Raw genomic sequence first — 13,142 nt, 5'->3', positions numbered from 1 at the left:
TTTGGTGACACATGAAAATCGGTATTCTACAAACCGGCCACACCCCCGATGTGCTGCAGGATGAATTCGGGGATTATGACGAGCTATTTCCTACGCTACTGGGTGGCAACGGGTTCGAGTTTGTGACCTTTGCCGTCGTGGATGGCACCTTCCCCAAAGATGTCGATGATGCGGATGGATGGGTGATTACCGGCTCGCGCCACGGGGTCTATGAAGACCTTCCCTGGATCGCCCCGCTGGAAATGCTGGTGCGGGATATCCAGCAGAGTGGAAAACCACTGATCGGCGTGTGTTTTGGCCATCAGATCATCGCACAAGCGCTGGGTGGAAAGGTTGAAAAATTCTCGGGCGGATGGGCCGTCGGTCGTACTGAATATGACTATGACGGAAACAATATTTGGCTGAACGCCTGGCATCAGGATCAGGTTGTCGAACTTCCAGAAGACGCTCGTGTTTTAGGCCAGAATGCATTTTGCGAAAACGCGATGCTGGCTTACCGGGACACGATCTGGACAGTTCAGGCCCACCCCGAGTTTACCAATGGATTTGTCGCAGGCCTGATGCGTACACGAGGTAAAGGCGTCGTCCCCGAAGACCTGATGCGCGCGGCTGCAAATCGCGAAACCGCACCGGACGACAACGCCAAAATCGCGCGCCACATGGCCGATTTTTTAAAGAAAGAGAGAGCCTGATGGCTGATTGGACTGATAAACTGCCGGAAGCCGCCAAGTCGTATTTCCACGGACAGCGGCTGGACGAAGTTGAATGCATCATTTCGGACCTGCCGGGTATTGCGCGTGGCAAGGCGGTTCCTGCATCAAAATTCGCAAAACAATCCTATTTCCACCTGCCCGACAGCATCTTCTATCAGACCATTACCGGTGGCTGGGGCGAAGCTGCGGGTGACGATGGCTTCATCGAAAAGGACATGATCCTGAAGCCCGACTTCTCGACCACCTCTGCCGCACCGTGGACCGGAGACTGGACGCTGCAGGTGATCCACGACGCATACGACCGGGATGATAACCCGATCCCATACAGCCCGCGCAACGTGTTGAAACGCGTTGTGCAGCTTTATCACGACAAAGGGTGGAAGCCGGTTGTTGCGCCCGAGATGGAGTTCTTTCTGGTCGCCCCCAACGTAGATCCCGCACAGGGCATTAAGCCTATGATGGGCCGTTCGGGTCGCCCGGCTGCTGCACGGCAGGCTTATTCGATGACGGCGGTGGACGAGTTCGGCCCGGTGATCGACGATATCTATGATTTCGCCGAACACCAGGGGTTCGAGATCGACGGCATCACGCAAGAAGGCGGTGCCGGGCAGTTGGAAATCAACCTGCGCCATGGCAGTCCGGTAAAACTGGCTGATGAAGTGTTCTATTTCAAACGCTTGATCCGCGAGGCTGCACTGCGGCACAATTGTTTTGCCACATTCATGGCCAAACCGATCGAGGAAGAACCCGGTTCGGCCATGCATATTCATCACTCGATTATCGACATAGAAACCGGTCAGAACATCTTCTCCGGCCCTCAGGGCGGTGAAACGGACGCGTTTTATCACTTCATTGCCGGGTTACAGAACCACCTGCCCGCTGGTCTCGCAGTGATGGCCCCCTATGTGAATTCGTACCGCCGTTATGTGAAGGATCACGCCGCACCAATCAATCTGGAATGGGCCCGTGACAACCGCACCACCGGCATCCGCGTACCTCTGTCCGGCCCCGAGGCGCGCCGTGTTGAGAACCGCATCGCCGGTATGGACTGCAACCCGTATCTGGGCATCGCATTGTCACTGGCCTGCGGCTATCTGGGATTGGTTCAACAAGAGCGCCCGCGTCGTCAGTTCTATGGCGACGCTTATGAAGGCGAAGGTGATATCCCCCAGGTCATGGGAGAAGCGCTGGACTTGTTTGACGAGGCCACTGCCCTGCACGACGTTCTGGGCCCCGAATTTGCCCGTGTCTATGGCATCGTGAAACGGGCCGAGTACGAGGAGTTCCTGCAGGTCATTTCTCCGTGGGAACGTGAGCATCTCCTGATGAACGTCTGAGGCACGCCGTGAATCTGCTCTATTCCAATGACCGCAAGGGCGAATACCCTGCCAGCTGGTATGCCGCGACAGCAAACCCGATGGATCGTTTCCCTGAATTGCCGGAAGACATCAAAACGGATGTGTGTGTCGTAGGCGGCGGATATACGGGACTGTCCGCGGCATTGCATCTGGCCGAAGCCGGGTTTGATGTTGTGCTGCTTGAAGCCCACCGTGTGGGCTTTGGCGCGTCCGGCCGCAATGGCGGTCAGTTGGGCAGCGCGCAGCGGATGGATCAGGAGGATCTCGAACGTCTTGTTGGCGATGCTGACGCCGCCAAGCTGTGGGATTTGGCCGAAGACGCCAAGGATCTGGTCAAATCCCTGATCGCCAGACACCAGATCGCGTGTGACCTGAAGCCCGGCATCGCCGTCCTGGGCCTGAGCAGATCTGAGCAGAAAGAACTGCATGACCACGCTGGCCATCTTTCTGAGCGGTACGGATATGACCAGATCGAATTGTTGGACGAAAACGCAGGTCACGTGCTTTGCCCGTCCCTTGCATACAAAGGCGGTTATCTGGATATGGGTGCGGCGCACCTGCATCCATTGAACTTTGCGTTGGGGTTGGCGAAAGCGGCGGTGAAAGCAGGCGTTCGGATCTACGAAAGCACCGAGGTCACCGGGATAGATGAGACACAGCCTGCGGTGATCCGAACCTCAAACGGGAGTGTCCGCGCCGAGCATGTGATTCTAGCCTGCAACGGATATCTGGGCAATCTGAATCGCAATGTGTCTTCTCGGGTCATGCCGATCAACAACTTCATTGCCGCCACCGAACCTTTGGGCAGCGATGCGGCGCGGGTTCTGGCTCAGGATGTCGCGGTTGCGGACACAAAGTTTGTAGTGAACTATTTCCGCCTGAGTGCGGATGGTCGCCTGTTGTTCGGGGGCGGGGAAAGCTACGGCTACCGTTTCCCTTCGAACATTGCCGCCAAGGTCCGCAAACCCATGACCGAGATTTTCCCCCATCTGCATGATGTAAAAATCGACTACGCGTGGGGTGGAACACTGGCTATCACCATGCGGCGGATGCCCTATTTGACCCGCGTCGCACCCAATATCCTTTCGGCTTCGGGTTATTCCGGCCATGGTGTCGGGACCGCAACCCATGCCGGGCAACTGATGGCGATGGCCATACAAGGTCAGGCCGATGGCTTTGACACAATGGCCCGTGTGCCTGCCTTGCCGTTTCCCGGTGGCCCTGCCCTTCGCAACCCGCTGCTGGTGCTGGCCATGACGTGGTTCGCGCTGCGCGACCGGCTTGGGGTCTGATCCACGTAAATTGCGACAGATAGGTGAATTTTTGCCGCCCCGGAGTTTGAGGGGTTGGCTTGCCATTTTTTTAGCTTTATCTTTCCCAAAGATAGAATTCGGGAAATCCAAATATGACGCTTCCACCCAACGTTCATGCCGCAGAACCCATCCCCGCAGCCGCAAAAGACGCCATCGACGCCCTGATGCAATCGGGCGATCTGTTCCGCTATACCGCACCGCAAGATGCCCCGGTGGCCTTGCTGGAAGCCGAATTCGCTGAATTGCTGGGCACGAAATATGCACTTGCGGTGTCGTCCTGCTCGGCCGCACTGTTCCTGTCGCTCAAGGCGCTTGATCTGCCCCGCGACGCGCGCGTTCTGATCCCTGGCTTTACATTCGCGGCGGTACCTTCGTCAGTTGTGCACGCGGACTGTATTCCGGTGCTGTGCGAGGTGGGTGAAAACTATCGCATTGACATGGTCGATTTCGCGGCCAAGCTGGACGATGTTCAGGCGGTGATCATCAGCCACATGCGCGGACACACGTCAGACATGGACGCGATTATGGAACTGTGTGACGCGCGCGACATCCCGGTGATCGAGGACGCTGCGCACTCGCTGGGAACAACATGGCATGGCCGCAATATCGGTACGATCGGCAAGGTCGGATGTTTCTCGTTCCAGTCCTACAAGATGATCAATGCAGGCGAAGGCGGCATTCTGATCACAAACGATGCCGATCTGGTTGCGCGTGCCGTCATCATGTCAGGCGCGTATGAACATAACTGGAAGAAACACAAAGGTCCGCAGGGTGACAACTCGCCCGAGCTGGAAGAAGCCTTTGCACGCTGGCAGAATAAACTGCCGCTGTACAACCTGCGCCTGAGCAATCTGAGTGCTGCGGTGATCCGCCCGCAGATCCCGGAACTGGCACGCCGCGTCCGCGATGGTCTGACGAACCACGATTATGTGGCCGGACGCCTGAACACATCCCCTTATATCGACGTTCCAGCACCGCTGGCACCCGAACAGCGTGCGCCGGATTCAATCCAATTCAATCTGGTCGGGATGCAGGAACATGAGATCCGCGCCTTTGCCGAAGCGTCCGAGGCGCGCGGCGTCAAAGTTCAGGTTTTTGGTCTGAGCGAGGATAATGCGCGCGCCTTCTGGAACTGGCAGTTCCTGCCCGAAACGTTCGATCTGCCGCAGACACGCGATATGCTGATGAAGGCATGTGATGTTCGCCTGCCCGTACGACTGACCCGCGAAGAGCTGGACGTGATTTCAGATATCCTGCTGGCTGCGGTTGGCGAAGTGACTGGTCCCATGCCAGTTTACGGCACCTGAAACATAAAAAGGCCCACTTACCAGTGGGCCTTGTTCTTGCTTGAGTTCAAATCAATTCAGTTTTGAAAGCTTCTGCTGAAGTTCGGCCAGCTGCTTTTTAATGTCGTCCAAATCTTCTTTCGGCTCCGACTTTTCCTCTTCCTTGTCCGGGCCGGACCACCCTCCGGACAGCCCGCCGGTCATCGCTTTCAGGAACGCCTGTTGCTGCGCCTGCAATGCGTCGAAACCCGGCACCTGGGACATCGGGTTCATGGCGCTCATGTTTTCCATCATCTTGCTCTGGCTTTCGCGCAGCATTTCGAATGAGCTTTGCAGGAATTGAGGCATCATACCGCCGCCCGGCACCATATAGCTGCGGACCAGATCATTCAGCACGTTCACCGGCAGCACATTCTCGCCCCGGCTTTCATGTTCAGCAATGATTTGCAGTAGATACTGGCGCGTCAGGTCATCGCCGGATTTCAGATCGATGATCTGAACTTCGCGCCCGTCACGGATGAACCCTGCGATATCTTCGAGCGTCACGTAATCGCTGGTCTCGGTGTTATACAGCCGACGGCTGGCATAGCGCTTGATCAGCAGTGGTTTTTCTTGGTCCGACACCGGTTACCCTCCCCAAGGATGATGCGTTGCAGCGCAGGTTATGCGAGTGCAGCACAAAAAGAAAGGGCAGGTCAATGACCTGCCCAACGCGATTGCACCTAATGGGAGGGTTGGGTGCGTCTCGCTGACGTTATTTACTTCGCGGTTGCAGCTTTCTTAGCGGCAGTGGTCACGTCGTTGGTTGCTTTTTTGACAGCAGAAGTTGCTTCTTCTGCAGCATCTTTGCCAGCAGCCATCAGCAGTTCGACGGTTTCAGTCTGAACTTTTTTCGCGATCTCAGCGAAAGCGGCCATGTTCTCAGCTGCAACTTCAGCAGACGCGCTTGCAAAGTCGGTTGCTGCTTTTGCGTAATCAGCAGGCTCTGCCTTGGCTTTCGACATCTCGGTCAGTTTGGCCAGGGTGTCCTTGGTCCATTTGCTCGAGATCTCGGCCGATTTCTCAGCAGCTTCCAGAGCAACGCCCGACAGTTTCTCGTTCAGCGAAGCGGTCGATTTGAATGCGCCTTCCATTGCAGTGGTGTCCACCGGAAACGCACCCATCATGTCTTTCATGATCGCGGTAAAGTCTTGGGTCTTTGCCATTGTCCTAATCCTTTTAGCCTGTCCGGGCCCACCCCGGGTTTCATCAGCTTGAGGGCAATATGATTGCTGCACCGCAGCATTGCAAGTTTTTTCTTGCTGCAGTGCAGAATTCTTTAAGTTTCAAAATGAAATCAGGCGTTTGGTTTCGCTACAACATAGGTCCCGGGTGCCGGTGCCAGGCTCGGATGCTTCGAATCGCCCGGTTCACGAGCCGGAACCTGCTTACCGGATCGCTTCTTCAGCCAGGCGTCCCACATGGGCCACCATGAACCCTCGTGAAAATCAGCTTCTTTCCGCCAGGTGCCGGCGTCCGACTTCAGATCCGGGTTGGTGTAATGGCCATACTTTTTCTTGCTGGGTGGGTTCACGATCCCCGCAATATGACCCGACTCTGAAACCACGAAAGTTTTTGACCGAGAGCCCATTTTCTGCACGCCTCGGTAACAGTCCTTCCATGCCGCAATGTGGTCGGTTTCGCAGGTGATGGCCATCAGCGGCACATCCACATCGTCAAGTTTCAGCTTATGTCCCATCAACTCAAAGCCGTCGGTGGCGAATTCGTTGCGCTGGCACAGTCCGCGCAAATATTCCACGGCCATTTTCGCAGGCAAGTTTGCTCCGTCGCCATTCCAGTACAACAAATCAAACGCCGGAGGCACCTCTCCCATCATATAGCTACGAATGGCCGGGCCATAAATCAGGTCGCGTGATCGCAGGAACGACATCGTGCGCGCCATGATCCATGACCGAAGAACACCTTCCTTGTTCACTTCTTCTTCGATCCCGTCGATAAAGTCGTTCTGCAGGAATGGCGTAAACTCACCCTGATCGGAAAAATCTGTCAGTGCCGTGAACAGGGTCGCCGATTTGACCGACTTGTCGCCACGCTGTTTCATCAGAGACAATGTCAGACTCAGGGTGGTGCCAGCGATGCAATAGCCGATTGCGTTGACCTGTTTGACCTTGCAGATTTTCTTGGCCGTCTCGATTGCAGTCAGGAAACCGTCCTGAATGTAATCCTCCATGCCAGTTTCGGCATAGCTTTCGTCCGGGTTCACCCAGCTTACAACAAACAGGGTATAGCCCTGCTCGGTGATCCATTTGATCATGCTGTTTTGAGCTTTCAGGTCCAAAATATAGAACTTGTTGATCCAGGGCGGAAACAGGACGATCGGAGTTTCGTAAACAGTTTCGGTCGCGGGCTTGTACTGGATCAACTCCATCATGCGGTTTCGGTAGACGACCTCGCCCGGCGAGGTCGCCAGGTTTCCACCAACCTCGAACGCGCTTTCATCCGCCAGTTTGACAACCAGCTCACCATCATTGGCCTCAAGGTCTGATACCAGATTCTCCAACCCCGTGATCAGCGACTGACCTTCGGTCTCGACCGCTTTTTCCAAAGCATCCGGGTTGGTCGCCAGAAAATTCGTCGGCGCCATCATGTCGATGATCTGCTGCGAGAAGTACTGCAAGCGCCGTTTGTCCTTGGCATCCAGATCGTCGACCGCCGAAACCGCCTGCGCAATGGCTTGCGCATTGGTCTGGTATTGCTGGCGGATCAGACGGAAATAGGGGTTTGTTTCCCAAAGGGGGTTGGAAAACCGCTTGTCTCCTGACTTGGGTTCCTCGTCTTCCACTTCGCCCGAAGTCAGCGCCTGCTGCGCTTCTGCGAAGTTCAGAACCGATTTTCCCCAAAATTCTATCTGCTGCTCCAGCAACTTGGCGGGATTTTGCCAAGCCTCGGCCCAATAGGCCGTTGCTGCTCGTGCGAAAAGCTCTTGATTCGGGCCGTCCAGCGCGGGGGTATGCGACTTTTTCGAGGCCATCGCCTCAATCAGACGCTTCGAGAGCTGCTCAACCTTTTCCATATTTTCTTTAAGGCGTTCAATATGTTCTTCGGATACGTCGGGCATTTGGTCTCCGCTAGTTGTCATTTTAACAATTCCCCCCTAACCTTGCTGCTATGCAGAATAACGTCGTGGGTGCTGGGGGGCAAAGCGACGAATGGTCCGAACATTCAGACTGACACTCAGGAGGCCCCTTCTATGCGCTACATGATGACCTACGACCTTATGGAAACCATGCGCAACACCAACCAGTGGCTGGGTGCAACGGCCAGCGCGATGGCATCTTATCCAATGTTTTCCATGGTTCCCAACCCCGCGTTCAACTGGATGGCTGCCTGGGGTGAGGTAACCGAGCGGACCTTCCAGCGGATGGTTGTCAAACCGGACTGGGGTATTCGAACCTTCACCTGCGAAGACGGCAAGGATCACCTGGTCGAGATCACGACGGTTCTGGAACGCCCCTTTGGCGATCTGGTTCATTTCCGCGTTAACGGCCGGGAAGAGCAACCACGCAAGGTTCTGTTGGTTGCGCCAATGTCCGGCCACTATGCCACGCTGCTGCGCTCGACCGTCAAAAGCCTGCTGGTCAATTGTGAGGTTTATATCACCGATTGGCATAACGCGCGTGATATTCCTGTGTCTGCGGGCAAGTTCGATGTCGAGGACTACACGCTCTACCTTGTAGATTTCATGAAAGAACTGGGGCCGGACACTCATGTCGTTGCAATTTGTCAGCCTGCCCCTCTGACTTTGGCAGCCACAGCCTATCTGGCCGAGTTGGAACCCAAGGCCCAACCCAGCACGCTAACACTCATTGGCGGGCCGGTTGACCCGGATGCGACACCCACGGATGTAACCGATTTCGGTCGACGTGTCACAATGGGGCAGCTGGAAGAGACCATGATTCAACGGGTCGGGTTCAAGTACAAAGGTGTCGGGCGCATGGTCTACCCTGGCTTGCTGCAACTGGCCTCGTTCATGTCGATGAATGCGGATCGCCATTCCAAGGCGTTTTCGGATCAGATTCAGCGCGTTGCCCGCGACGAAGCTTCGGATCTGGATGCACATAACCGTTTCTATGATGAATACCTTGCTGTCATGGACATGACCGCCGAGTTCTATTTGTCGACCGTCGAACGTATCTTCAAAAATCGTGAGATTGCGCGCAACGAATTTGTCGTTGCCGGTCACAAGGTGGATATCGGAAAGATTACCGATGTTGCGGTAAAATCCGTTGAAGGTGCGAATGATGACATTTCAGCACCCGGGCAGTGTATTGCCGCACTCGATCTGTGCACCGGTTTGCCAGACAGCAAAAAAGCCAGCCACGTGGAACCCGGCGCAGGTCACTATGGCATCTTCGCAGGCCGTAGCTGGCGCGACAACATTCGCCCGCTCGTGATTGATTTCATGAACGAAAACAGCCGCAAGAAGAGCCGGCGCGCTGCAAACACCAACAAAGTCGCCTGATGGACAAGGGCGGGCCCGCACATGGTGGCCTGGCCTTTTCCTGCACTTGCGGCCAGTTGACCGGGCATATCTCGGATCGGGGCGTTCGGCTTGGAACGCATGTCGAATGCTTTTGTCATGATTGCCGTGCTGCTCAGCTGTATTTTGGGCAACCGGATCCGGCCCCCGGACCCGTTGACATTTTTCAGATGGCGCCGGATGAAATTGAAATCGATTCCGGCGAACAGTTTCTTTCGGCTATGAAGCTCAGCCCTAAGGGCATGTTGCGATGGTACGCCAGCTGCTGCAACGCCCCGCTTGCGACCACCCCTCCGAAACCGAACCTTCCGTTTGCCGGGTTTATTGCCGACAGGATTACCGGTGATGTCTCGGCATTGGGCCCGATCACAACACGCGGGTTTGTCCCTCAACCCAACAGCAAACAAAAACACGAAAAGGTCAGGTTTGCCGTATTTGGCCTCTTGCGCCGCGCCTTGGGCTCACGCCTGTCAGGACGGTGGAAGAACACACCGTTCTTCGACCATGAGACCGGCAAAGCCACGGTAACGCCAAATGTGATTTCGAAAGACGAACGCGCAGCGCTTTATCCTTAGCCGAACCGCTGCGGGATATTCAGCCGGGTTTCCAGGGCTTCGTTCGCGGTATCGGGTGCTTCAAGTGTCAGCAGATGCCCTGCACTTTCGACGACCCGCAACTCCGCCCCCGGTATCAGATCAGACATGAAGGAATGCCGTTTGACGGGGATGAGAGTGTCATGCACGCCGCAGATGACCAAAGTGGGGACTTTGATGCGGCGCAACGTGCCCTGCTGGTCCGGGCGGCGTTGCAAGGCACGCATTTGACGTACAAACGTCTCAGCGCCCAGATCATTCGCCATTGTCAAAAGGTCGTTCAGGATAGGAATTCGCTTTGGTCCCGGCGCCAACGTGTCAGTCCCGACCAGTTGGCGGACGACCTCTTCCAGCCGCCCCCCCTGGGCACCAATGATCATATCCTCGCGACTGGCAGCGATCTGAGGAGTATCCGCCTGAGCATCTGTCGACATCAGGCACAGGCGCGACACCCGTTCTGGTGCCCGGCGGATCAGCTCGAGCGCCACAACACCGCCCATGCTCAGCCCGGCCAACGCAAACCGATGTGGCAATTGATCCAACAGACCCGAGGCGATTTCTTCGATTCGCTCACCTGCGGATATCGGCGCGACAGTCACGGGCCGCGCTCGCGACAGCACCTCGATTTGAGGGCGAAACAGTCGGGCGTCACACATCAATCCAGGCAACAACACCAGCGACTCGATCACGCGGGGCCTCCATCTGCTCGGTTGTCCGAGTCCTTCCATTTACGCTCAGGATGAAAGTTTTGCCGCATCCGGGCAAGGAAAACTTCACGGATAGGCGATTGCACGAAATGCTGGAAAATCAGCGTAACGAGTTTGCCGGGCTGAAAGGTTCTCACCGGGTTCAGCAGCCGGATGCAACAGACATCCACGCGGCGCAATGTAACTGTCGATCCGACGATGGGGCTTGGGCCGCCACACCAGATTGAACGCGCAGAGTTTTGGGAAAAACCAGATCTCGGAATACTCCAGATGATCGTGCATCCACCATGCCAGATCCCGCCAATCCCGGCCCTGCGCATATTGATCCGCAAACCATGGGATAACGACGGACGCCCCGGCGATCCGCGCGTCCCCTTCTCCACGGTCCCAGATATGGCATTCCAGTGGGTTGTCGTTTCGGGCGCAGTTCAGTTTGTTTTCATTCCCAAACTGGTTCAAGGACGGTGAGCGATAACCAGATCGCACGGCAATCCGGCCAAACGTCTCCTCCAAAGGATCAAGAAGCGTTTCGCAAAACGCACGACCTGTTTCGATCGCGAGGTCCGGGTTGTCTGGGATGTTCTGCTTCTCGTGGAGATTACCAATCTCGGAATATAAAAAATCGCGCATGAAGAAGTGCCGGGACAAGCGCACACGACCCAGAGTCTCCAGGCTCCACATGCTGCCCGGTTTACGCATTTTTCACCCTCGTCTGACCGGTGTTCACTCTATCCCTAGCCCTTTCAGCCAATTCAAAATACCTGCAACGGCAGCGTCGGTTTGTCCCGGCGACATCAACCGCCCTGCAATTACGTGCGACGCGGGATCATCCTCAGGACCCATCGTGACCAACTCGACTGTTGCCGGAGCCCCCCAAGCCTTGGCGACCTTGTGAGTCCGGTCCGGGCGCACAACCTGATCATCGTCCGAGAACCAGAACAGTGCCGGCACCAGAGCGCCTGAGAAATCCAGCGCATAGACCGTGTCTACCAGAACAGACATCGGCACGACGGCTTCCCATGGATAAATTGCTGACCAAAATTTATTTTTCTCTGGGTCCGGTCCTGACACGTCACGCTCTGACCCCATTAGGATCGGTAACCAATTCCTCGCCCAAGGTAGGGAAGGCACCCATGCAGCTACGGTATTTACGCCGAAATTAGGAGAAACAAAGATCATACCGACCACATCCTTGCTGAGATCGGCGTCCAGCGCAGCAGCGGCAGCCAATGTCCCCCCGGTCGAGGTGGAAATCACGATCACCTTGTCGCCAACCGCGCGCGCAGCCGCTAACCCTTCTGCAGCGTCATCCATCCAGCCCGAGGCTGTACCGTCTGCCATCGCTGATCCATGCCGACCATGGCCCTGCAAGCGCGTGTAAACCAGATTTGCCCTCAACGCGTCCGCCACCAGATCAGGCACGGGCCGAATTTCCTCGGAACTTGCCGAAAAGCCGTGGATGTACAGAACGGAATATGGCGTCCGCTGTTCCTTGTGCCCATCCTGCCAGACCACACGCTTTTCGACACCTGGAACAATATCGTCGAAGGTGGATTCAGTGCTTTCAAAATAGACCTGCACGCCTTCGCCAAACTTTCGAGAGTCAAAAGTCGGGTGCAGGTTCACTTCTTCCCTCGGGCCGAACCAATAGATGAGGCCGCTGAGGACAATCAACGCCAGAAGAATTCGCCCCAGAAACCAGCCAAAGCGCCTCATAATACTTCTCCCAACACATTCAGAACGGCCGTCTCGATCAAGCCCAGACATGTCTCGTCCGAAAACCGGTGGTCGGCGTCCTTGACCAAAAGAAGCCGTATATTCGGACCCGTCGCATGTTCCAGCAGCCGCATGGCTGTTTCAGTCGAAACAGCTGTATCTGCAGTTCCCTGCAAGAACCGAACCGGGAACGGTAGGTCCAAAGCCCTACGCAGAACCAAATTTTGCCGCCCGTCTTCGATCATCCGCTTGGTGATTATGTATGGCTCCATGTAGTCAGACGGCAGCTCGACATGGCCGACGGTGTTCAACGCAGCTTTTTGATCGTCGCTGAATGACGCCCAATACCCATCTTCCGTAAAGTCCGGGGCGGCAGCGATCGTGACCATTCCCGCAATCCGTTCCGGCATGGACCGGGCCAACAATAAGGCTTGCCAACCTCCCATTGAAGACCCGACAACAATCAAGGGTCCTTTCGTCAATTCGCTGACAGCAGCCAAAGTGTCCTGGTGCCAGTCTCCTATGCAGCCATCCGTGAACACGCCCGAGCTTTCACCGTGGCCAGAATAGTCAAATCGCAAAAACGATCGCCCTCGCGCCTGCGCCCAAGCGTCGAGATGCACGGCCTTGGTGCCTTCCATGTCGGATTTGAGCCCGCCCAGAAATACTATGGTCGGCCCTGATCCTTGGCTTTGGTGATAGGCCAGTCGCCGCCCTTGCGCTGTTTCCAGAAAATCCGTCGCTGCCATGAAGTCCTCTTTCTCTTTCAGGAACATCATGCACGCCAGCAGGTCGGTCGCAATTCCTGAATTCGTACTCTCATAACGTCAGCGAAAACAACCCGCGACACTTGACAGAAATTGCTGCGCCTGCCAAATCAGCCGAACACACATAACCCGCAACCGGGCGTTCAGTG

Annotated in this window: 13 protein-coding genes; 6 read left to right on the top strand and 7 right to left on the bottom strand. The window is 55.9% G+C overall.

What is annotated here, in order from left to right; genetic code table 11:
* The first annotated feature begins 11 nt into the window (after nucleotides 1-11).
* The 4 genes from Q0816_RS02690 to Q0816_RS02675 all read left to right on the top strand — a co-directional run bounded on the left by Q0816_RS02690 (nucleotide 12) and on the right by Q0816_RS02675 (nucleotide 4,691).
* Complete coding sequence (locus Q0816_RS02690) at nucleotides 12-692, top strand: type 1 glutamine amidotransferase (protein ID WP_298847445.1); 681 nt, start codon at nucleotides 12-14, stop codon at nucleotides 690-692.
* Nucleotides 692-2,050, top strand: a complete 1,359-nt coding sequence (locus Q0816_RS02685) for a glutamine synthetase family protein (RefSeq protein WP_298847440.1) — start codon at nucleotides 692-694, stop codon at nucleotides 2,048-2,050. The genes Q0816_RS02690 and Q0816_RS02685 overlap by 1 nt, the downstream gene beginning before the upstream one ends.
* Before the next feature lie 8 nt (nucleotides 2,051-2,058).
* A complete protein-coding gene (locus Q0816_RS02680; RefSeq protein WP_298847437.1) occupies nucleotides 2,059-3,363 on the top strand; it encodes an FAD-binding oxidoreductase in 1,305 nt (434 codons plus the stop codon).
* Between the two features lie 113 nt (nucleotides 3,364-3,476).
* Nucleotides 3,477-4,691: an aminotransferase class I/II-fold pyridoxal phosphate-dependent enzyme gene (locus Q0816_RS02675; RefSeq protein ID WP_298847434.1), complete on the top strand. Its 1,215-nt coding sequence runs from the start codon at nucleotides 3,477-3,479 to the stop codon at nucleotides 4,689-4,691.
* 51 nt (nucleotides 4,692-4,742) lie between these two features.
* Here Q0816_RS02675 and phaR read toward each other — a convergent pair whose 3' ends face one another.
* The 3 genes from phaR to Q0816_RS02660 all read right to left on the bottom strand — a co-directional run bounded on the left by phaR (nucleotide 4,743) and on the right by Q0816_RS02660 (nucleotide 7,809).
* Nucleotides 4,743-5,294: a polyhydroxyalkanoate synthesis repressor PhaR gene (gene phaR / locus Q0816_RS02670; RefSeq protein ID WP_298847432.1), complete on the bottom strand. Its 552-nt coding sequence runs from the start codon at nucleotides 5,292-5,294 to the stop codon at nucleotides 4,743-4,745.
* 134 nt (nucleotides 5,295-5,428) lie between these two features.
* Nucleotides 5,429-5,875, bottom strand: a complete 447-nt coding sequence (locus Q0816_RS02665) for a phasin family protein (RefSeq protein WP_298847427.1) — start codon at nucleotides 5,873-5,875, stop codon at nucleotides 5,429-5,431.
* A 131-nt stretch (nucleotides 5,876-6,006) separates the two neighbouring features.
* Nucleotides 6,007-7,809: a class I poly(R)-hydroxyalkanoic acid synthase gene (locus Q0816_RS02660; RefSeq protein ID WP_298847422.1), complete on the bottom strand. Its 1,803-nt coding sequence runs from the start codon at nucleotides 7,807-7,809 to the stop codon at nucleotides 6,007-6,009.
* A 111-nt stretch (nucleotides 7,810-7,920) separates the two neighbouring features.
* Here Q0816_RS02660 and phaZ point away from each other — a divergent pair, with 111 nt between their 5' ends.
* Together phaZ and Q0816_RS02650 are read left to right on the top strand one after the other, a co-directional pair.
* Complete coding sequence (gene phaZ / locus Q0816_RS02655; protein WP_298847419.1) at nucleotides 7,921-9,192, top strand: polyhydroxyalkanoate depolymerase; 1,272 nt, start codon at nucleotides 7,921-7,923, stop codon at nucleotides 9,190-9,192.
* Nucleotides 9,192-9,785, top strand: coding sequence for a DUF6151 family protein (locus tag Q0816_RS02650; RefSeq protein ID WP_298847416.1), 594 nt, complete (start codon nucleotides 9,192-9,194; stop codon nucleotides 9,783-9,785). Before phaZ ends, Q0816_RS02650 begins: the two co-directional genes overlap by 1 nt.
* On the opposite strand, the gene Q0816_RS02645 is transcribed toward Q0816_RS02650, so the two are convergent.
* The 4 genes from Q0816_RS02645 to Q0816_RS02630 all read right to left on the bottom strand — a co-directional run bounded on the left by Q0816_RS02645 (nucleotide 9,782) and on the right by Q0816_RS02630 (nucleotide 12,975).
* Nucleotides 9,782-10,492, bottom strand: a complete 711-nt coding sequence (locus Q0816_RS02645) for an alpha/beta fold hydrolase (RefSeq protein WP_298847414.1) — start codon at nucleotides 10,490-10,492, stop codon at nucleotides 9,782-9,784. The two genes, Q0816_RS02650 and Q0816_RS02645, sit on opposite strands and share 4 nt — an antisense overlap.
* An 84-nt stretch (nucleotides 10,493-10,576) precedes the next feature.
* Nucleotides 10,577-11,191, bottom strand: coding sequence for a hypothetical protein (locus tag Q0816_RS02640; protein WP_298848151.1), 615 nt, complete (start codon nucleotides 11,189-11,191; stop codon nucleotides 10,577-10,579).
* Between the two features lie 42 nt (nucleotides 11,192-11,233).
* Complete coding sequence (locus tag Q0816_RS02635) at nucleotides 11,234-12,226, bottom strand: alpha/beta fold hydrolase (RefSeq protein ID WP_298847412.1); 993 nt, start codon at nucleotides 12,224-12,226, stop codon at nucleotides 11,234-11,236.
* Nucleotides 12,223-12,975, bottom strand: coding sequence for an alpha/beta hydrolase (locus tag Q0816_RS02630; protein WP_298847409.1), 753 nt, complete (start codon nucleotides 12,973-12,975; stop codon nucleotides 12,223-12,225). The genes Q0816_RS02635 and Q0816_RS02630 overlap by 4 nt, the downstream gene beginning before the upstream one ends.
* Nucleotides 12,976-13,142: the final 167 nt, after the last annotated feature.

Origin of the sequence: uncultured Ruegeria sp., from assembly GCF_947497005.1 — a bacterium.
Taxonomy (GTDB): Bacteria; Pseudomonadota; Alphaproteobacteria; order Rhodobacterales; family Rhodobacteraceae; genus Ruegeria.
Note: the sequence above shows the minus strand (reverse complement) of the source record. Positions and strands in the feature narration are given on the sequence as shown.